18 protein-coding genes and 1 tRNA gene are annotated in these 19,133 nt (G+C 71.0%); 9 read left to right on the forward strand and 10 right to left on the reverse strand.

Annotated elements, in window-relative coordinates; all coding sequences use genetic code 11:
* Nucleotides 1-3 precede the first annotated feature (3 nt).
* Nucleotides 4-801, reverse strand: coding sequence for a MerR family transcriptional regulator (locus ACFFJD_RS17495; protein ID WP_382366517.1), 798 nt, complete (start codon nt 799-801; stop codon nt 4-6).
* A 33-nt stretch (nt 802-834) separates the two neighbouring features.
* A complete protein-coding gene (locus ACFFJD_RS17500) occupies nt 835-2,307 on the reverse strand; it encodes a threonine/serine exporter family protein (protein WP_246992435.1) in 1,473 nt (490 codons plus the stop codon).
* Nucleotides 2,308-2,313: 6 nt separating this feature from the next.
* On the opposite strand from ACFFJD_RS17500, the gene ACFFJD_RS17505 reads away from it, so the two are divergent.
* Nucleotides 2,314-2,388, forward strand: a tRNA-Thr gene (locus tag ACFFJD_RS17505).
* Nucleotides 2,389-2,519: 131 nt separating this feature from the next.
* Here ACFFJD_RS17505 and ACFFJD_RS17510 read toward each other — a convergent pair.
* The 5 genes from ACFFJD_RS17510 to ACFFJD_RS17530 all read right to left on the reverse strand — a co-directional run bounded on the left by ACFFJD_RS17510 (nt 2,520) and on the right by ACFFJD_RS17530 (nt 6,335).
* Nucleotides 2,520-2,786 (reverse strand): type II toxin-antitoxin system RelE family toxin, encoded by a 267-nt coding sequence (locus ACFFJD_RS17510; protein ID WP_246992433.1) that lies wholly within the window; start codon nt 2,784-2,786, stop codon nt 2,520-2,522.
* Between the two features lie 3 nt (nt 2,787-2,789).
* On the reverse strand, nt 2,790-3,035 hold the full coding sequence (locus ACFFJD_RS17515; protein ID WP_246992431.1) for a type II toxin-antitoxin system prevent-host-death family antitoxin: 246 nt from the start codon (nt 3,033-3,035) through the stop codon (nt 2,790-2,792).
* A 133-nt stretch (nt 3,036-3,168) separates the two neighbouring features.
* Nucleotides 3,169-3,630, reverse strand: coding sequence for a GyrI-like domain-containing protein (locus tag ACFFJD_RS17520; RefSeq protein WP_382366520.1), 462 nt, complete (start codon nt 3,628-3,630; stop codon nt 3,169-3,171).
* 87 nt (nt 3,631-3,717) lie between these two features.
* A complete protein-coding gene (locus ACFFJD_RS17525) occupies nt 3,718-5,061 on the reverse strand; it encodes a lipase family protein (RefSeq protein ID WP_382366522.1) in 1,344 nt (447 codons plus the stop codon).
* Complete coding sequence (locus ACFFJD_RS17530) at nt 5,058-6,335, reverse strand: hypothetical protein (protein WP_382366524.1); 1,278 nt, start codon at nt 6,333-6,335, stop codon at nt 5,058-5,060. Before ACFFJD_RS17530 ends, ACFFJD_RS17525 begins: the two co-directional genes overlap by 4 nt.
* A 289-nt stretch (nt 6,336-6,624) precedes the next feature.
* Here ACFFJD_RS17530 and ACFFJD_RS17535 point away from each other — a divergent pair, with 289 nt between their 5' ends.
* From ACFFJD_RS17535 to ACFFJD_RS17560, 6 genes are read left to right on the forward strand one after another with little or no spacing between them, the layout of a single operon-like run.
* Complete coding sequence (locus tag ACFFJD_RS17535) at nt 6,625-8,193, forward strand: carboxylesterase/lipase family protein (protein ID WP_382366526.1); 1,569 nt, start codon at nt 6,625-6,627, stop codon at nt 8,191-8,193.
* The gene (locus ACFFJD_RS17540) at nt 8,190-8,591 is read left to right on the forward strand and encodes a RidA family protein (RefSeq protein ID WP_382366528.1); all 402 of its coding nucleotides are present in this window, start codon (nt 8,190-8,192) and stop codon (nt 8,589-8,591) included. Before ACFFJD_RS17535 ends, ACFFJD_RS17540 begins: the two co-directional genes overlap by 4 nt.
* Nucleotides 8,572-9,753, forward strand: a complete 1,182-nt coding sequence (locus ACFFJD_RS17545; RefSeq protein WP_345312833.1) for a winged helix DNA-binding domain-containing protein — start codon at nt 8,572-8,574, stop codon at nt 9,751-9,753. The genes ACFFJD_RS17540 and ACFFJD_RS17545 overlap by 20 nt, the downstream gene beginning before the upstream one ends.
* Nucleotides 9,754-9,805: 52 nt before the next feature.
* A complete protein-coding gene (locus ACFFJD_RS17550) occupies nt 9,806-10,519 on the forward strand; it encodes a response regulator transcription factor (protein WP_382366531.1) in 714 nt (237 codons plus the stop codon).
* 25 nt (nt 10,520-10,544) lie between these two features.
* Nucleotides 10,545-11,942 carry a sensor histidine kinase gene (locus ACFFJD_RS17555; protein WP_382366533.1) on the forward strand — a complete coding sequence of 466 codons (1,398 nt, stop codon included), beginning with the start codon at nt 10,545-10,547 and terminating at the stop codon, nt 11,940-11,942.
* Between the two features lie 9 nt (nt 11,943-11,951).
* Nucleotides 11,952-12,389: an HIT family protein gene (locus ACFFJD_RS17560; protein WP_246992415.1), complete on the forward strand. Its 438-nt coding sequence runs from the start codon at nt 11,952-11,954 to the stop codon at nt 12,387-12,389.
* A gap of 39 nt (nt 12,390-12,428) precedes the next feature.
* Here the strand turns inward: ACFFJD_RS17560 and ACFFJD_RS17565 are convergent, their stop codons facing one another.
* Nucleotides 12,429-13,049, reverse strand: coding sequence for a TM7S3/TM198-like domain-containing protein (locus tag ACFFJD_RS17565; protein ID WP_382366535.1), 621 nt, complete (start codon nt 13,047-13,049; stop codon nt 12,429-12,431).
* A 59-nt stretch (nt 13,050-13,108) separates the two neighbouring features.
* Nucleotides 13,109-15,205 carry a RecQ family ATP-dependent DNA helicase gene (locus ACFFJD_RS17570; RefSeq protein WP_246992411.1) on the reverse strand — a complete coding sequence of 699 codons (2,097 nt, stop codon included), beginning with the start codon at nt 15,203-15,205 and terminating at the stop codon, nt 13,109-13,111.
* 52 nt (nt 15,206-15,257) lie between these two features.
* On the opposite strand from ACFFJD_RS17570, the gene ACFFJD_RS17575 reads away from it, so the two are divergent.
* Both ACFFJD_RS17575 and purD read left to right on the forward strand, forming a co-directional pair.
* Nucleotides 15,258-16,469, forward strand: coding sequence for a low temperature requirement protein A (locus tag ACFFJD_RS17575; RefSeq protein ID WP_382366538.1), 1,212 nt, complete (start codon nt 15,258-15,260; stop codon nt 16,467-16,469).
* A gap of 10 nt (nt 16,470-16,479) precedes the next feature.
* The gene (gene purD, locus ACFFJD_RS17580; protein ID WP_382366540.1) at nt 16,480-17,733 is read left to right on the forward strand and encodes a phosphoribosylamine--glycine ligase; all 1,254 of its coding nucleotides are present in this window, start codon (nt 16,480-16,482) and stop codon (nt 17,731-17,733) included.
* A 163-nt stretch (nt 17,734-17,896) separates the two neighbouring features.
* On the opposite strand, the gene ACFFJD_RS17585 is transcribed toward purD, so the two are convergent.
* Nucleotides 17,897-18,874 (reverse strand): hypothetical protein, encoded by a 978-nt coding sequence (locus ACFFJD_RS17585; RefSeq protein WP_382366542.1) that lies wholly within the window; start codon nt 18,872-18,874, stop codon nt 17,897-17,899.
* Between the last annotated feature and the right edge of the window lie 259 nt (nt 18,875-19,133).

Here is a 19,133-nt window from a genome sequence, read left to right on the forward strand (position 1 = left end):
GGGCTATTCTACCTGGTCGCGCGCCCGAATGTCTTTTCGACTCTGGGCGTGATCGGCGTTGGCGACTATCGCGTCGCGGACGAATCGGGCCAGGCCCGACGCCAACTCGTCGTAGGTTGCGGTGAATCGGGGATCGGAGATGTACATCTCGCCGAGGCGGCGGTGGAACTCGGGCGGGCAGTCGTAGAAGCGGTCGTCGATCTGCCGTCGGGCGCGTTCGGCGATCTCCATCGCCGCCACGCTGTCGGGGGTGAGCCCGGCGCGCAGGGCCGCCACATAGGCGGCGTTGATCTCGTCGGTCTCGGCCTTCACCTCGAGCCAGTCGTCCTTGGTGTAGCGCTTGGTGCGCGCCGCGGACTGCCGCCAGGCGTCGGTCTGGCCCCACCGGTCCTCGGCTTCGGCCTGGTATTCGTCGCGGAAGCCGTCGCCGAAGATCTCGGCCGTCTCGGCGGCGGTGGCGGGTCGGTGGTTCACGGTTCTCTCCAATGCTCGGTCGACGGCGGCGACGAGCTCGTCGAGTTCGTCGCGTCGTGCTTCCAGGGCGCGCCGCTGGCGGCGCAGGTGTTCGGCGGCGTCGTCCGGGCCGGCCAGCAGGGTCGCGATCTGCTCCAGCGGCATCTCCAGCCGCCGGTACAGCACGATCTGCTGCAGCCGCTCCAGGTCGGCGGCGTCGTAGAGCCGATAGTCCGACGGCGACCGGTCACTCGGGGTGAGCAGCCCGATCGCGTCGTAGTGGTGCAGGGTGCGCACCGTGACTCCGGTGAGGTCGGCCAGCTGCCCGACGGTCCAGCGTTCTGTCATGCCTCCAGGGTGCGCCCTGACGTCGGGTGAGGGTCAAGCGCCGCCGGGCGGTCGCGGTCGGCGCAGGGGGCGGAGCGGGCGCGCCGAGGCACGCGCCTTGAGGACCTGGCGGCGGGACCGCTCCTGCAGGGTCGACAGTATGGCGGGCTGGTGCAGGGAACGGGCGATGAACTCGCCGAGGGTGACTCCGGCGGCCAGGGAACACCCGATGCCGAAGGCGAAGGCGGTCTCGCCCAGGCCGTCGGCGATCCGCCCGCTCATCAACCCGTAGAGGCCGCGGTAGATCGCCAGGCCGGGCAGCAGCGGGGTGATGCCGGCGACGGCGATGACCAGGGGCGGGGTGAGGGCGCGGCGGGCGGCGAGGCCGCCGACCAGGCCGACGAGCACGGCAGCGAAACCGTAGCCGAGCATGTTGCCGAGCGTGGTCAGCGTGAGCGAGGCGGCCACACCGGCGCCCAGGATGCCGGCCAGGAAGGCGGCCGGCAGGGCGCGTCGTTCCGCGTAGGAGGCGAAGGCGAAGGCGACGGCCGCCAGCGCGCCGCCGGTGATGCGCGCGGGGATCTCGGAGGCGCCGAAGGGCGTCACGGTAGTGAGTTCGGGCAGGTCCACGCCGACGGCGGCCAGCAGCCGGATCGCCAGCGCCACGCCCACCAGGATGCCGCCGGTCATCACCACCACCTCGGTGAACCGCGCGGTGCCGGTGATCGGAGCGCCGGTGATCGCGTCCTGCACGGCGCCGACCAGGGACAATCCGGACAGCAGGACGACGATGCCCGCCGCGATGATCTGCGACGGCAGGAAGGCGAAGCTGGTGTCGGCGGCCCATCGGAAGATCACCGCCGCCGGGATCACCGCGATGAAACCGCCGGCCAGCTGCTGAAAGAACGGGGGCGTGCCGATGCGGGCCAGCCTGCGGTTCACCGCGACGATCACGACGGAGGTGACGAATGCGGTGAGCGACACCAGCCAGGCGCCGCCCAGGTAGATGGCGACGCCGAAGGCCAGCAGGCCCCACGCGAGGTTCGCCGCCCAGTACGGATAGGGGTGCTTGGCGGCCAGGATGTCGTCGACGATGCGGTGCGCCGTCGCGGGATTGATCGCCAGCTGCCGGATGCGTCGGATCAGCCGGTCGATCTGGGCGAGGCGGGTGAAGTCGTGCGAGCGGTAGTGCACCGTGCGGACGGTGGTGATCGGCGGGAGCGTGTTGCCGCGGCGTGCGCTGACCAGGATCGTGTTGAAGGTGACGTCCACGTCGACGTCGTCGAGCCCGTAGATGCTGGCGACGAAGGCCACCTGGTCGCGGGTGTCGATGGCGCCGGTACCCGAATCCAGGAGCACCGCGCCCACCTTGGTGGCGAGGTCGAGGACCTCGGTGATCGCGGCTTCGTCGGTCCATTCGATCGGCCGACGCGGTGCGACGACGATGCTGCCCGGCTCGATGGTGTCGATCGTGGCTTGGGTGGAGCCGAGAATCTTCCTCACGCTGCGGCGGATATACTCACGCACGCACATGCCTCCTTAGCTCAGTGGTAGAGCAACGCTCTTGTAAAGCGTAGGTCGTCGGTTCAAGTCCGACAGGGGGCTCCACAACGGCCCAGGTCGCAGCGCTCCCGCGCCCCGAGACCCCGCGTGTCGCGACCCATCCTTCGTGTCGACGGGTTGCAGCGCGGGCGACACGAGGCACGGGGCGCGACATAGGGGGCATGGGCTCGGCGGAGTCAGGACTTCGCTCGGTACACGTCGCGCCGGTGGCCCAAGCGCAGGACGAGCACGATCAGTTCGTCGTCTTCAACGTCGTACACCACTCGGTGGTCGCCGACTCGGATCCGCAGCTCCCCGTGTCCGCCCTGCAGGGTGATGCAACCTGGTGGGCGCGGATCGTCCGCGAGCTTCTCGATCGCCTGGAGAATGCGCCGGGCGGTCTGCTTATCGAGCTTGCGGAGCGCCTTAGCCGCCGAGGCGACGTAGGTGATCCGGTACGTCACGGGTCAGAAGCCGAGCTCGGCGGTGAGGTCCTCGTGTGAAATGCGTTCGGTCTCCGCTCTGGCTGCTGCAGCGGCACGAATGTCCGCCTCGTTCTCGAGTGCCTGGACTGCACGATCGTAGAACTCTGGCGAAACGACCACCGCGCGTCTACCTGCGCCGCGCGAAGTGATCTCGACAGGCTCCCGCTGCGCGACGGCGATGAGATCGGCCTGCCGGGCACGGAAATCGGACAAGGTCACGGTGGTCATACCTAGAGCGTACAACTTGTACAAGTTGTACGCCATCTCGTGTCGCGACCCGTCCTTCGTGTCGACGGCTTGCAGCGCGGGCGACACGAGGCACGGGTCGCGACACGGGGGTCGGGGGTCGGCGGGGTCCGGGTCAGTAGATGACGAACAGGTCGGTGCGCAGGTCCGCGGCCGGGGTTACCGACGGGTCGGTGGTGTAGACCTCGGCGATGAACTTCACCTCGCCCAGTTCCGACGCGCCGAAGTGCTCCATCAGGCGGCCCCAGGAGGCGCCGAGGCTTTCGTAGCCGCCGAGATGACTGAACGCCAGCGCGCGGCCCACCGGGAAGGTGCCCGCGTCGAAGCCGTCGGGGACGACGGCGACGGGGAAGCCGATCTCCAGATCGAAGGTGCCCAGGGGCGGGCCCGAGTACAGCGCGTAACCGGGGCCGATCGGGGCGGCGGCGGCCAGTTCGGTGTAGCCGGCGTCGAAGATCGACGGCAGGTCGGCGAGCGTCACCGATTCGGCGAACTCGGCGACGGTGAGCGTTTCGGGCAGTTCCACCGGGGTCGGTTCGGTGAAGGGTTCGTCGCGCAGAATCAGTGGCACGTTCATGCCTTTCACGGTAGACCCCGCCTACGACGATCCGCACGCCCCGAAAAGGTCGGGGCGTGCGGATCGGTGGGGTCGGTCGGACCGGTGTCAGTCCTTCAGGTTCGCGGCCAGCCAGTCGATGGTCTGCATGCCGAACAGGTCGGTGCCCCAGCCGTACATGTCGGTGAGGAAGCGGACCATGCTGCAGTCGGTGGGCTGGTAGTCCACCTTGGCCCCGCGGCTACGCCACTGCTTGGCCAGCGTGCGGGAGTCGGCCGCCGGCACCAGCGACATCGGGGAGTCGTCGGCCGCGCACGAGGCGATCAGCGTCCGGTTGCCGGTGGCCGGGGTGCCCTTGCCGAGCCGATTGTCCTTGAACGCCCGCTGGAAGTCCGGGATGTCGGCCGGGTTCTGGCCGTTGAACAGCGTGCTCAGCGGCACCATCGGCAGCGTGAAGTACGCCGGGGTCTGGCACTGCGTCCGGTAGTAGTCGGCCACCGCGCGACCGACGCCGTTGACCTTGGCGTTGATCTTCATGTCCGGGTAGTGCGGCTCCAGGCCCAGCAGGGTGGCCATCGCGAAACCGGAGCCGACGGAGCCGTCGGCGGTGCGGATGAAGTTGCGGTAGTCCACCACCATGCCCTCGAGGACCGTCGCCTTGATGTTCAGCTCCGGCGCGTACTGCTCGTGCAGTTCGGAGGCGAAGCCGATGCCCACGCCGCCGCCGGCGACGCCGAACAGGCCGATCGGCGCGTCCGCGGCCAGGCCGATCTTCTCGTCGCCGAGGGTGGCGCGCAGGCCGTCGAGCGTCGACATCGCGTTGTAGCGGCCGGCGAAGACGCCGTGCGGGCTCATATCGCCGTTGTTGCCGACGTCGGAGATCACCACGGCGTAGCCCTTGTCGAACATCAGCGCCAGCGGGCCGAGGGCGGACATGGATGCGCCGTCCATCGGGTCGGCGCCGGTCCACATGGCCGACGGGTGGCAGTTGCCGCCGACGCTGTCGTTGGCCATCTGGAAGCCGACCACCTTGCGCTCGGCGTTCTTCTTGCCGTCGCGCGGAATCATCACGATGCCGGTGCTGATGTCGCGGCGACCCTGCAGATCGGTGGTGACGAACATCGTCTTGTACGCGTCCAGGTGGGCCGGCCGCACGCCGGTGTACTGCACGGCCACCTTCTGGGCCTTGAGCAGCGTGCCGGGGACGTCGGCGTCGGTCAGCTTGGGTTCGGCGTAGAACGGGTCGCCGGGCCGCATCGGCTCGACGAGCTGGTCCGGGGTGGCGACGGTCGCGTCGCGGAGCGTGCCGACCACGTAGCCGTTGAAGACCTCGCCGAGGCCGGGGGTGCGGTTGGGCGTGCGGCCGGGGTCGGCCGATGCCGGGGCCGCGAGGCCGAGCGTCACCGCGGCGGCGCCGACCACGGCCAGGCCGGTCAGAAGTGAGCGTTTCACTGGTAGGTCACCTTCATCGTCTCCAGGGCCGACTGCAGGGTCGGCAGGATGTTCCAGATCGGTCGGTGCGACTCGAACTGCTGCTCGTACGGCACCCGCAGCTGGGCGCGCAGCGTGCCCCAGTGGTGGTCGACGAGGTTCTTGTACTTGGGCAGGAGCTGCTCGGTGATGTAGTCCCAGCGCTCGGGGTACACCGACCAGTTCCAGGTGGCCAGCGGCAGCGTCAGCGTGGCGGTGCGGCCGTCCGGCGCGGTGCCGGTGACCTGCAGCGGTCGGTACGAACGCGGCGGCACGACGCCGGCGACCGACGGCGACCCGGCGACGGTGGTGGCGTAGGTCAGGGCCTGGCCCACGTCGCCCTTGTAGGCGCGCACGGCATCCCACTGGTCCTTGATCACCTCGCCCTGCTCGCGCTGGAGCAGTCGGGCGTTGCCCGCGGCGACGGCGGCCGGCTCCTTGGAGGCGATGCTCTTCCAGGCCTGCAGGATCTCGTCGTCGATCAGGTCGGCGGCGTGCAGCTCGGCGATCGCGGGCATGCCGGCCTCGGTGTAGGCGCGGTGGGCGGGCATCAGGTCGGTGAAGATGTTCTTCTGCATCACCAGGATGTCGCCCTGCACTTTGCGCAGGTCGGCGGCCGAGATCACGGCGCCCACGCGGGCCAGTGCGCGCAGCCCGGTGGGCAGCTTGTCGACGAAGACCGGGCCCAGAGTGCGGTTGGTCTCGCTGACGATGGCGTTGGCCACCGGCTGCAGTCGGGCGAAGTCGTAGATGTCGGTGGCCATCTCGAAGTCGGCCAGGCCGCCGCCGAAGTCGGCGCCCACCATGCCGGCCATGCCCGCCCACTGCAGTTCGCGATGGGCCAGCTGCAGGTTCTCGTAGTAGCGGTACGACTTGATGAGGTTCTGCCGGTTGGCGCTCACCCCGGCGCGCGGGTTCCACGACTTCAAGTCGATGCCTGCGGCGCGGGTGGTGTCGGCCAGCCAGTACTGCAGCAGCAGTGCGCGGTACGACGTCGGCGCCACCCCGCTCCGGCGTGCCTGGTCGACCAGCTTGCCGAGCGTCGGCACGTCGGTGGGCAGCTTCGGGTGGATGCCGCCGGGGCCGTGCGCCGCGTCGCGGTTCACGGTCGGCAGATTCAGGTACTGCGCCAGCGGGCCGGCCGCCTGGGCGGGCGCCGCGGTGGCGACGGCCCCGCTGATGCTGAGTGCGGCGACCAGACCGATTGCTACCCCGCGAAGCAATCCGGTGCGGCCGCTGATCCTCTGATGAGTCATGGAAGTCCTTTACCGCGATGAAGAGGCGCAGCGATTGAGACGAATGGGCTGTCGAGTCTCAATCGCGCTGCGGGTGTCAGTGGATCACACTCGGCGGGCGGATGGCGATTCGCACTTACCGCACAGTAAGTACTTTTCCGACGCGCAAACCCGCAGCGTGCGGGATTATTGAGCCCTGAAATGCGGCTTTTCCGTGCGGCGCGTCCGTGATCTTCTCGTCGGCGGACGCGGACTGTGGCGGGTGTCATCCCACCGTCGTCGACGGCCCTCATCCGGCACACTGGTGCAGGTGAGCATCGAGGAAGTGACCGTCGAAACCACCTTCGGTCCCCTGCGGGGAGTCGCCGACGACGACGTCCACGTCTGGCGCGGCATCCCCTACGCGCAGGCGCCGGTGGGCGAGCTGCGCTGGCGTCGCGCCCGGGACCCGCAGCCGTGGACGACGGTGCGCGCGGCCACCTCGTTCGGGGACGTCTGCCCGCAACCGGTGATGCCGGTGATCGACCTCGGCGCGGGCGCTTCCCAGGACGAGGACTGCCTGTACCTGAACATCTGGGCCCCGGCCGGAGCCGCCGTCGGCCAGGCACGGCGGCCGGTGCTCGTCTGGCTGCACGGCGGGGCGTACATCTGCGGCTCCGGCAGTCAGCCGCTGTACGACGGCGCGGCGCTGGTGCGGGCCTCGGTGCGCGAGGACCAGCCCGCGCTGGTGGTCACCCTCAACTACCGGATGGGTGCGCTGGGCTTCGCCGAGTGGGGCGAGGAGATCGGCGACAGCAACTGCGGCCTGTCCGACGTGCTGCAGGCGCTCCGGTGGGTGCGCGCGAACATCGAACGCTTCGGCGGCGACCCCGAGCAGGTGACGGTCTTCGGCGAGTCCGCCGGCGGCGGACTGGTGACGACGCTGCTCGCGGTGCCCGCGGCCGAGGGGCTGTTCGCGCGGGCCATCTCGCAGAGTTCCCCGGCCACCAGCGTCTATCACCTCGAGCGCGGGCTTCGGCACACCGACATGCTGCTCACCGAGCTGGGTGCCCCGGCCGACGTCACCCCCGCGCAGCTGCGTGAACTCCCGGTGCAGGCCCTCGTGGACGCCAGCGTCCGGGTGTTCAACGAGGTGCCGGTCCGTTACGCGGGCACCATCGCCTACACGCCGGTGGTCGACGGCGACCTGGTGCCCGAGCATCCGCTGCAGGCGATCCGCGAGGGCCGGGCCCTGGACGTCCCGCTGCTGATCGGCACCAACCGCGACGAGACCTCGCTGTTCAAATGGATGAAGACGCCGCTGATGCCGGTGACCGGGGCGCAGGTGGACGCCATGTTCGAGCTGATCGCGCAGGAGCGGCCGGAACTGGCGATCCCCGCCGACGACGTCGTCGCCGAGGCGTACCCGGGGCGCGTGCGCGACCCGGAGAAGAGCAGTGCCCGGTCGATGGGCGTCTCCCGCGACCTCGCCTTCCGCATGCCCGCGGTGTGGATCGCCGAGGCGCACAGCCATCGCGCCCCCGTCTACCTGTACCGATACGACTGGGCCACACCGCTTTTCCGGGCGCTGGGCATCGGCGCCACCCACGCCACCGAGCTGCCGTACGTCTGGGGCAACCCGGCCTCCAGCAAGGCCGACATCAGCTATCGGCTCGGCGGCCGCAAGACCGGCCTCGCCGTGACCACCCGCATGCAGCAGCGCTGGCTGGGCTTCGCGGCCACCGGGAACCCGACCTCGGCGGATTCGACGGCCCGGTGGCAGCCGTACGACCCCGCCGACCAGCACTCGCTGCTGATCGGGGCCACCGACACCCCGGTCACCAGCCTGGACCGAAACCTGTTGCGCGCCTGGGGCGATGAAGTGCTGAGCTTCCGGTGAGCGGGCCCGGGGTCCGCCCGTTTCGGGCCGCATCCCTGCACGACGGCGGGTTCGTCCACGGCGCGGTGGTCGACGCCGGCGCCACCCTGTTCACGGCGGGCATCTCGCCCCTCGACGACGCCGGTGAGCTCGTCGCGCCCGACGACGCCGAGGCCCAGACGCGGTGCGCCCTGGCGCAGCTGGACGCCGTGCTCGCCGCCGGCGGCGCCGCCGCCGAGACGGTCGCGTCGCTGACCGTGTACGTGGCCAGCGACCGCCGCGAGCTGCTCGGTCGGGTCTGGCAGATCGTCGATCGGTGGTGGCGGGCGACGCCCCCGGCGATCGTGGTGGGGGTGACGGTGTTGCCCTACCCGGGCCAACTGGTGGAGGTGCAAGCCGTTGCGGCCGTTCGTCTCTGACGCCCAGCGTCGCGCGCGCCTGCAGCACCGGCAACTCCTCGCCGGGGACACGGGAGCCTCGCCGGAACAGCTGGCCGACGCCGTCGTCGGGCTGCACGCGACCACACCGTCCACCGTGCACCTGTCGGCGTGGGCGCGCGAGGCGAGCATGCGCCCGGAACGCCTCGAGGCCGCGCTTTACGAGGACCGGTCGCTGGTCAAGCACCTGGTGATGCGCCGGACACTGTTCGTCATGACGCGGCCGCTGCTGGCCGCGGCCGTCGGCGCCGTGGGCGCGCGGGTGGCCGCCTCCGAACGCACCAATCTGCTGCGCGACATGCGGCGCAACGACTTTCCCGATCCCGACGGCTGGATCGATGCGGCCTGCGACGCGGTGGTCGAGGCCCTCACCGACCGGGGCCTGAGCACTCCGGAGCTGCGGGGTGCGCTCGCGGAGTTCGACGTGTCGGTGCAGGTCTCGCCCGGCAAGTCGTACGGGGGACCGTCGCCGCTCCTGCCGCGCGTGGTGAACCTGCTGACCGCGCGCGGCGACGTGGTGCGCGGGGTGAGCACCGCGCCCTGGCATCAGGCGCGCAACACGTGGACGTCGATGACCTCGTGGCTCGGCGCCGAACTGGAGCCCCTGGACGCCCACCGCGGGCACGTCGAACTGGTGCGCCGCTGGCTGCACGCCTACGGGCCGGGCACCGAGACCGATCTGGTGTGGTGGCTGGGTTCCACCAAGACCGCGGTCCGCAAGGCGCTGGCCGAGCTCGACGGACTCGAGGTGGACCTCGAGTCCGGCGACGTGGGGTACCTGCTGCCCGACGACCTGGCCGACCTGGACGAGGTGCCCCCGCGGGCGCTCCTGCTGCCCGCGCTCGATCCCACCACGATGGGTTACAAGCAGCGCGGCTTCTACCTCGGGGCGCATGCCGCGGACCTGTTCGACAGCACCGGCAACGGAGGCCAGACGGCCTGGTGGGACGGGCGCATCGTGGGCGGCTGGATGCAGCGGCCGGACGGCCCGGACATCGAGATCCTGCTGCTGGAGGACGTCCCGGCGTCGGCGCAGCGGGCGCTGCGGGCGCGCGCCGACGAACTCGCCGAGTGGCTCGGGGATCAGCGGCCGGTGGCCGGCTTCCCGTCGCCGCTGATGCGGCGACACCGCGACTCACAGTGACCTGACAGGAAACCGGCAGGTATCGGCCAGCGCCGCGGTACAGAATGGGCACATGGCTACCGCTGCTCCCGACCGTCCGGCGAAGGTGCTCGTGGTCGACGACGAGGAGAACATCCGCGAACTGCTGTCGGTCTCGCTCAAGTTCCAGGGCTACGACGTGACCACCGCGGTGGACGGGCCCAACGCGATCGACCTCGCGCGGTCGGTGCGCCCGGACGTGGTGATCCTGGACGTGATGATGCCCGGCATGGACGGCTTCGGCGTGCTCCGGCGGCTACGGGCCGACGGGATCGACGCCCCCGCCCTGTTCCTGTCCGCGCGAGACTCGGTGCAGGACAAGGTGACCGGCCTGACCATCGGCGGCGACGACTACGTGACCAAGCCGTTCAGTCTGGAAGAAGTGATCGCACGACTGCAGGTGCTGTTGCGGCGCAGCGGTTTCGGCGACGCCGAGGCGGAGCCCTCGCGCATCCGGTTCGCCGATCTGGAACTCGACGACCAGACCCACGAGGTGTTCAAGGCCGGTGTGCCGGTGGCGTTGTCGCCCACCGAGTTCACCCTGCTGCGCTACTTCATGGTCAACGCCGGCACGGTGCTGTCCAAGCCGCGCATCCTCGATCACGTGTGGAACTACGACTTCGGCGGGGACGTGAACGTGGTGGAGTCGTACGTCTCGTACCTGCGCCGCAAGATCGACACCGGCGAGAAACGGTTGATCCACACGCTGCGCGGCGTGGGCTACGTGATGCGCGAGCCGCGGGACTGACATGCGACTTCGGCCCAGACGCGGTGTGCCGCTTCGGATCTCGCTGGTCCTGTCGACCCTGGCCCTGGTGATCCTGGGCCTGCTGGCCTCGGGCGTCGCGGTCACCTCGGCGATGCACGACGACCTGCTCAACCGCATCGACACCGGCCTCACCGAGGCCACCGACACCTGGGCGCGGCCCGGGCGCGGGGGCTTCGAGGGCGGACCCCACGGCGGTCCGGGGCCCCGGCGCCCGCCGTCGAACTACTACGTCCAGGTGTCCGACGCCCCGTACGGCACCTCGATCACCAGCGACTACGGGTGGTCGCCGGAGCTGTCCGGGCTGCCGGCCGGCGACGTGGGGCCCACCACCGTCGACTCGACGGGCAAGGGGCCGCAGTGGCGGGTGATCCAGCGGACGTCGGGCACCGCCACCGTGGTGGTGGCCACGCCGCTGCGCGACCTCGACCGCACCCTCAGCCGCCTGGTGTGGCTGCAGCTGGGGATCGGTGCCGTGGTGGTCGCGGTGGTCGGCGCGGCCGGGTATCTGCTGGTCCGGTCGGCGCTGCGGCCGCTGCGCCGGGTGGAGGAGACGGCGCACGCGATCGCCGCCGGCGACCTGCACCAGCGCATTCCCGAGATGGCGCCCGGCACCGAGGTGGACAGCCTGGCGACCTCGCTGAACACCATGCTCGGCCAGATCCAGCAGGCCTTCGACGCCACCGAGGCCTCCGAGCAGCAGGCGCGGGCCTCGGAGGAACGCATGCGCCGCTTCGTCGCCGACGCCTCGCACGAGCTGCGGACGCCGCTCACCTCGATCAAGGGCTTCGCCGACCTCATCCGCAACGGGATGACCCCGGACCCGGCCGACGGCATCGCCCGCCTGTCCGCCGAGGCCGACCGGATGAGCCTGCTGGTGGAGGACCTGCTGATGCTGGCGCACCTGGATGCGCAGCGGCCGCTGGCGATGGCCCCGGTGGAGTTGCCGGTGCTCATCGACGACGCGGTGGCCGCCGCCCGGGTGGCCGCGGACGGCCGCGAGATCGTCGTGGAACACCGGAGCGCGGACAGCGGGCCGGTGGTGGAGGCCGACGCGGCGCGGCTCACCCAGGTGGTGCGCAACCTGATCGGCAATGCGGTGGCGCACGCGCCGTCGCAGACCCCGATCCGCGTGGTGGTGGCCGCCGTCGGTGATCAGGCGCGGGTGGAGGTGATCGACGCCGGTCCGGGCCTGTCCGAACAGGACGCCGAGCACGTCTTCGACCGCTTCTATCGCGGGGACGCCTCCCGGCATCGGACGGGCGGCGCGGGCGGCAGCGGACTGGGCCTGTCGATCGTCGCGGCCCTGATCGCCGCGCACCACGGCACGGTGGGAGTGACGTCGGTCGCGGGGGAGGGCGCGCGGTTCTGGTTCATGCTGCCGCGCCTGGACGCCCCGGACTAAGGTTGAGGCATGGCATCGATTTTCACGCAGATCATCAATGGGGAACTGCCCGGCCGGTTCATCTGGAAGGACGGCCAGACGGTCGGTTTCCTGACCATCAACCCGGTGACGCCCGGCCACGTGCTGGTGGTGCCGCGCAAGGAGATCGATCACTGGGAGCAGATCGACACCCCCACCTTCACGCACCTCACCAGCGTCTCGCAGATGGTCGGCCGCGCCATTCAGAAGGCCTACGACGCGCCGCGGATGGGCCTGCTGATCGCCGGTCTGGAAGTGCCGCATCTGCACATCCACGTGTTCCCGGCCTGGTCGGAGGAGCTCTTCGACCTGCGGGCCGCCGAGCAGAACCCGGACCCGGCCGTGCTCGACGAGTCGGCCCGCCGCATCCGCGCCTCGCTGCGCGCCATGGGCTACCAGGAGAACGTGCCCGACGAGCCGACCGCCTAGTTTCGCCTCAGCGGTGGTGTGCGGGGCCGCGGCCCCGGCTCACCACCGCTGTCGTGCGTCGTCGCCCGATCCCATCAGGCGCGACTGCGCGACGACCCCGGCCAGCGCGAGTGCCGCGTAGATCAGCCACCACCACCAGTGCGCGCCGATGGTCGCGGTCACGGTGCCGCGGCTCACCTCGGCGGTGGTCAGACTGCTGGTGAGGAACATCAGCCCGGCGACGAAGACGGTCGCGCCGCCGAGTGCGCTGAGCACGACGAGCACCACCGCCGGCAGGTCGACGGCCAGCGCCAGCCAGGCCAGCAGCACACCGGCGACGACGCCGATCAGGATGATCAGCCAGTTCCAGTCGATGCCCAAGGCCACCATGACGGCGGTGCCGAGGGTGAAGCCGATCGAGGCCATCGCCAGGGTGATCGCCACCGCGTAGTACAGGTACGCGAGCAACGCGAACAGCAGCGCGACGACGATGCCGACGATCCAGCCGACCGCGGTGCCGAGGTACCCGTCGTTGCTCACCGCCGACACCAGGCCGGCGCCCACGTTGAACCCGACGAACGCGCCCCACGCCGCGATGACCACGCGCATGGCCACGATCCCGTAGAAGCAGAACAGTGCTCCGGCCACGAGCGCCAGAATTCCGATGAGGATGGTCGACATCGTTTGATCGTACGAGTACGCGGGGCCTGCGCGGACGGAGTTGCCCGCAGGGGACTCGGTTACACGGTCTGGTGCACCAGCAGCGGGAGCACCGGACCCGAGCCGGCCTCGCGCAGGGCGGCGACGGCCAGGGTGATCGGCCACGTCGACGACGTCTCGTCGATCACCAGCAGCACGCTCGCGCCGTCGAGCTGCGGCGGCGCACCCAGCCGGTCGCGCCAGTGGGCCGCGTCGGCGGCGCCGTTGGCATCGCGGCCCGGTCCGGGCCCGGGCGTCACCGGGAAGTCGGCGCTGTCCGCGCGCTTTCCGATGTCGCGGAGACGACGCGCCAGGTCGGTGGCCAGCCCGGTCCCCAGGTCGAGCGCGCAGATGAGTTCGGGCCTGACCCCGGCGCGACCCCACTCGGCCAGCACCGCGACGGCGGCGCGGGTCAGTTCGGTCCGTGCGGTCTCGGCCGCCTCGCCCGACTGGCGGGCGGCGGCGAGGGTGTCGGTCCACTGCGGCGCGTCCGCGAAGGCCAGCACCCGGCCGGCCTCGGCCATCTGCCCGGCCGGGATCCGGCCGCGGCTGCCGAACACCCCGCCCGGCCACATCTTGCGCGGCTCCAGCAGCTGCGCCTGACCGCGCAGCGCGGCGGAGATGATGCCGAGCGTCTCGGTGGGCACCTGCGCGGACAGGCCCGGCGTGAGATGGCCGAGGCACACGCTGCAGCGGCCGCAGTCCTGCGCCAGCGGATCGTCGAGCGCCTGCGTGAGCAGCTTCATCAGGCAGTCGCGCCCGCCGATGTAGGCGCGCATGATCTCGGCCTCGCGGCGGCGCACGGCGAGGACGCCGGCGTAGTGCTCGGCGTCGTACGTCCACGGGGCGCCGGTGAGCACCCAGCCGTCGGGGGTGCGTTCGGTGGCGCCGTCCACTGCCAGCTGTTTGCACGCCAGCTCCACGCGGGTGCGGCGCATGCCGGTGCGCGCCTCCAGCTGCGGGACGCTGGCCGGGCCGTCGGATTCGGCGAGGGCGGCCAGCAGTCGGTCCATCCGCTGCGGGTCGGGGATGGTGGCGGTGGCGAAGTAGTCCCACACCGCCTCGTCCATGCGCGAGGCCAGCAGTACCACCACCGCCTCGTCGAGCGCGCGCCCGGCACGACCGACCTGCTGGTAGTACGACACCGGGGACGGCGGCGCGCCCACGTGCACCACGAAACCGAGGTCGGGCTTGTCGAAGCCCATGCCGAGCGCGGAGGTGGCCACCAGTGCCTTGACGCGGTTGCCCAGCAGGTCGTCCTCGAGCCCGTGGCGCTGGTCGGCGGGCAGCTGGCCGGTGTAGGCGGCCACCGGGTAGTCGTCGCCGTGCCGGGCCTTGATGGCGGTGACCAGTCGGTCGGCGTCGGCCACGGTGAGCACGTAGACGATGCCGGAACCGGGCAGCGTGGCGATCTGATCGGCCACCCAGCCGTACCGCTCGATCGGCGACAGGCCGTCGATCACGTTGAGGTGCAGGGACTTTCGCGCCAGCGGCCCGCGCAGCACCAGGGTGGCCGCGCCTAGCTGCGCGGCGACGTCGGCGGTGACGCGCTCGTTGGCGGTGGCGGTGGTGGCCAGCACCGAGGTCTGCGGGTTGAGCTGCTGCAGGACGTCGGCCACCCGCCGGTAGTCGGGCCGGAAGTCGTGACCCCAGTCGGAGATGGCGTGCGCTTCGTCGATCACCACCAGACCCAGGCGGCCGGCCAGGGCGTCCAGGACGCGGCGGCCGAAACCGGGATTGGCGAGCCGCTCGGGGGACACCAGCAGCACGTCCAACGCGCCGGAGGTGAGGTCGTCCTCGATCGCCGACCACTCGTCGACGTTCGACGAGTTCAGCGTCGCCGCGCGCAGGCCGCCGCGGGTGGCCGCGGACACCTGGTCGCGCATCAGCGACAGCAGCGGCGACACGATCAGTGTGGGCCCGCCGCCGTTGGCGCGGATCACCGCGGTCGCGGCCCAGTACACGGCCGACTTGCCCCACCCGGTGGCCTGCACCACCAGTGCCCGGGAGCCGGGCGTGGCCAGCGTGGCGACGGCGGTCTCCTGATCCGGTCGCAGGCGGGCGTCGGGGCCGGCCAGCGCGGTGATCACCGCGTCGGCGGTGGGACGGTCCCGGCTGGACAAGCTGCGCGTCTGCATGTCGTCGAGATTATCCGCAGGGTACGACGAACACCGGTCTACGCTTTTCCGAGTGAGCATTCCGACGAGTCTGCGGCGGATGAGCGGCCGTGATCCGATGCAGGAGCAGCGCGCCGCGAGCGGACTCGAGGTGTTCTACGACCTCGTCTTCGTGGTCGCCTTCTCCATCGCCGGCGTCCAACTGGCCGAGTACCTGGCGCACGGGCACTACCGGGCCGCGATCCTCGGCTACGGCATCGCCACGTTCGCGGCGGTCTGGGCGTGGATCAACTTCGCGTGGTTCTCGTCGGCCTTCGACACCGACGACTGGCTGTACCGCCTGCTCACGTTGGTGCAGATGATCGGGGTGGCGATCATCGCGATCGGCATGCCGCCGGTGTTCGCGTCCATCGACGCCGACGCGCACGTCGACCTCGTGGTGGTGATCGTCGGCTACCTGGTGATGCGCGCGGCGATGATCGCGCAGTGGCTGCGGGCGGCCGCGCAGGCGCCGGACTACCGGGCCACCTGCCTCACCTACGCGGGCATGACCGCGCTCGCGCAGCTCGGATGGATCGTGGTGGCGGCGGTGCCGTTGACGCTCGGTCCCACCCTGATCGGCATCGCGGTCTGCATGGCCGTGGAACTGCTGGGCCCGGGTCTGGCGGAGACCCGATTCACCCCGACGCCGTGGCATGCCGGGCACATCGTCGAACGCTATTCGACGCTGGTGGTGATCACCCTCGGCGAGGGCGTGGTAGGCACCGTCGCGGTGCTGCAGGCGCTGATCGGCCGCACCGGCTGGAGCCTGCAGACGGCGGTCCTCGGGCTCACCGCGATGGGCGTGACGTTCGCGATGTGGTGGCTGTACTTCCGGCTCGACGTGGGGCGGCCGCTGGAGCGCAACAAGCACCGCTCGTTCGTGTTCGGCTACGGCAGCATGGTGATCGTGGTGGCGTGCGCGGCGGTGGGCTCGGGCATTCACCTGATCGCGCTTTGGTTCGAGGGCGAGACCGCCATCTCTGATCTCGCCGTGTACGGCTCGGTCGCGATCCCGCTGGCGCTGTTCTGTTTCGGGACCGTCGCCATGTACTACTTCCTGGCCGGGCTCGACCACCGGCTGGTTCCGCTGCTGCTGGCCGCGGCCGTGCCGCTGCTCGTCGGCGCGGTGATCGCTGCGGTCGGCGGCGGGCTGCTCGTGGCGACGGTGGTCGGCTGCCTGGCGCCGGTGCTGGCCGTGCTGGTGGTGGAGTTCGGTTCCCGGCTCCGGTACCGAACGCACTAGGCTGAACGACGTGCGAGTACTCGTGATCGGCTCGGGCGGCCGCGAACATGCCCTGCTTCTTGGACTTCAGCGTGACCCGTCGGTGACGGAGCTGCACGCCGCTCCCGGCAATGCGGGCACCGCGTCGGTGGCCACCAACCACGCCGTCGACGTCGCCTCCGCCGAGGCGGTGGTCGCGTTGGCGCAGCAGCTCGCCGCCGATCTGGTGGTGATCGGTCCCGAGGTGCCGCTGGTGCTGGGCGTGGCCGACGCGCTGCGTGCGGCCGGGATCGCCACCTTCGGGCCGGGCGCCGCCGCCGCGCAGATCGAGGGCTCCAAGGCCTTCGCCAAGGACGTCATGGCCGCCGCCGGCGTGCGCACCGCGCGCGCCGAGATCGTCGACAATCCGGCCGAGCTGGATGCCGCCCTGGACCGTTTCGGTCCCACCTGGGTGGTCAAGGACGACGGCCTGGCCGCGGGCAAGGGCGTCGTGGTGACCCCGGACCGCGCCACCGCCCGAGCGCACGCCGCCGACTGCCTGGAGAACGGGCACCCGGTGCTGCTGGAGAGCTTCCTGTCCGGACCCGAGGTCTCGCTGTTCTGTCTGGTCGACGGCGACACCGTGGTGCCGCTGCTGCCCGCGCAGGACCACAAGCGCGTCGGCGACGGCGATAGCGGACCCAACACCGGCGGCATGGGCGCCTACACGCCGCTGCCGTGGCTGCCGCAGGCGATGGTCGACCGGATCGTCGACGAGGTGTGCAAGCCCGTCGCTGCCGAGCTGAGCAAGCGCGGCACGCCGTTCAACGGCCTGCTGTACGCGGGCCTGGCCGTCGACGACGAGGGCCCGGCCGTGGTGGAGTTCAACTGCCGCTTCGGCGACCCGGAGACGCAGGCGGTCCTGGAACTGCTGGAGTCCCCGCTTGGTGAGGCGCTCAACGCGACCGCCACCGGCACCCTGGCGCAGCTGCCGCCCCTGCGGTGGCATTCCGGTGCCGCCGTCGTGGTGGTGCTGGCCGCCGAGAACTACCCGAGCACCCCGCGCACCGGCGACGTGATCGTCGGCGCCGGCGGCGACGGCGTGCTGCACGCTGGCACCAAGCTCAACGCCGACGGCCGCGTCGTGTCCGCAGGTGGCCGCGTGCTGTCGGTGGTCGGCCGCGGCGACGACCTCCGCGCGGCGCGCGCCCAGGCCTACGAGCGCCTCGCGGCGGTCAAGCTCCCCGGTTCCCACTTCCGCACCGACATCGGCCAAGCCGCCGAACAGGGCCGCATCTCCCTCTAGTTCCCGTCGTGCACCCCCGAATCCCCGTCGCGCACACCCGAATTCCGCGTGTCGCGACCCTGCTGCCGCCTCGCGCTCGGAGCTCGGAGCGCGAGGCGCGATTAGGGTCGCGACTCGCGGGCCTGGCGGGGTGGGGTGCCGTCGACGTCGACGACGGGCGGACTCAGCAGAGGCCGAGCTGGAAGAGGGCGCGCTCGATCGGGTCGACGGCCTGGCCGCGCTCCATCAGGTCCCAGTACGTTCGGACGACGAAGACGCCGAGTGAGCGCAGTGCGTCCTCGCGCTTCTTCTCGCGCCAGTATGCGTCGGCCGGGGCCTCGCCCTCGGCGAGGTACCGCTGGTACTTGCCGCGGCCGTCGAACTCCCAGACGAGTCTGCGCTCCCAGTCGCCGTCGACGCGGTGGGTCTTGCCGCCGATGTGGTACTCCACCTGGAGTTCCGGGGCCGGCAGCCCGCGCTGGATCATCTGCGCGCGACCCCACGATTCGCCGACCGACTCCGCCCGCCGATCAGCCCACGGCAGTGCCGCCTTCGCGACGCGGGTGCCGCGGCGTCGTCGTCGATCCAGTTGCGCCGCCAACTCATCCCGGTCGACCCCGGCCCGCAGCGCGGCGTCGAACACGGTCATGGCCTGGGAGAAGGCGAGTGGATCGTGCGCCGGTGCGAGCTGGGCGACGTCGGCTGCGGTGCGCGCGAGGCTGGTGATCCACACGCCGTTGACCTTCACCACATCTCCGGGCGGTAGATCGCCGGCGTGCAGGAGGGAGTTCTTGCGTGCTCGTCCGCCGCCGATCTCACCGTTGGTGAGGTGCACCAGCTCCAGCTCCGGTTTCAGGAGCGACAGCCCGTGCACGATCGCCGCCGACGTGTGGCTCAGGGCAGTGTTGCCGCCGTGGTCCCGGCCCGTCGCGATCGCGAGGCTCTTCAGCCGGAACGCCTCGATCTGCGCTTCGGCCACCGCGGTGCGGTCCTTGGGGTCGACGTCGATCCGCGCGCGATAGACGCCGCTGGTGAGGCGGATCAGCTGCTTGGTCTTGACCGAGTGCGCGAGGTCGTGGTCGGAGAACCCGGCCTCGACGGTGAGGTCGCGTCGGATCAGGCCGTGGCGGTCGACGGGATAGTCGAGCTTCGTCGGTGTCATACCAGGCAGCAGACACCGGCTCGACGACCCTCACCTCGGCCCTGTCCACAGGTCCGCACCGCGCCCCCGGGGTTGTCCACAGCTCCGTCGCCCACCCCGCCGCCCCGCCTCCCCGGGCGAGTCGCGACCCTGCTGCCGGGTCGCTCGCCGGGCCCGCGCTTTGCCACCCTGTTGGTGAGACTTCTGGGGGGCTGCGTGTGGGGAGGGAGTGACGATGATTTTTAGTGTTCGTACCGAGCAGGAGCGTGCGGAGGAGATC

Source organism: Gordonia phosphorivorans (assembly GCF_042432625.1).
Classification (GTDB): domain Bacteria; phylum Actinomycetota; class Actinomycetes; order Mycobacteriales; family Mycobacteriaceae; genus Gordonia; species Gordonia phosphorivorans.

Bases quoted from the DNA above. Each gene is read 5' to 3' on its own strand.
- ACFFJD_RS17495 (WP_382366517.1), bottom strand. From the start codon at position 801: ATGACAGAACGCTGGACCGTCGGGCAGCTGGCCGACCTCACCGGAGTC.
- ACFFJD_RS17515 (WP_246992431.1), bottom strand. From the start codon at position 3,035: ATGACCACCGTGACCTTGTCCGATTTCCGTGCCCGGCAGGCCGATCTC.
- ACFFJD_RS17520 (WP_382366520.1), bottom strand. From the start codon at position 3,630: ATGAACGTGCCACTGATTCTGCGCGACGAACCCTTCACCGAACCGACC.
- ACFFJD_RS17530 (WP_382366524.1), bottom strand. From the start codon at position 6,335: ATGACTCATCAGAGGATCAGCGGCCGCACCGGATTGCTTCGCGGGGTA.
- ACFFJD_RS17550 (WP_382366531.1), top strand. From the start codon at position 9,806: ATGGCTACCGCTGCTCCCGACCGTCCGGCGAAGGTGCTCGTGGTCGAC.
- ACFFJD_RS17560 (WP_246992415.1), top strand. From the start codon at position 11,952: ATGGCATCGATTTTCACGCAGATCATCAATGGGGAACTGCCCGGCCGG.
- ACFFJD_RS17565 (WP_382366535.1), bottom strand. From the start codon at position 13,049: ATGTCGACCATCCTCATCGGAATTCTGGCGCTCGTGGCCGGAGCACTG.
- ACFFJD_RS17570 (WP_246992411.1), bottom strand. From the start codon at position 15,205: ATGCAGACGCGCAGCTTGTCCAGCCGGGACCGTCCCACCGCCGACGCG.
- ACFFJD_RS17585 (WP_382366542.1), bottom strand. From the start codon at position 18,874: ATGACACCGACGAAGCTCGACTATCCCGTCGACCGCCACGGCCTGATC.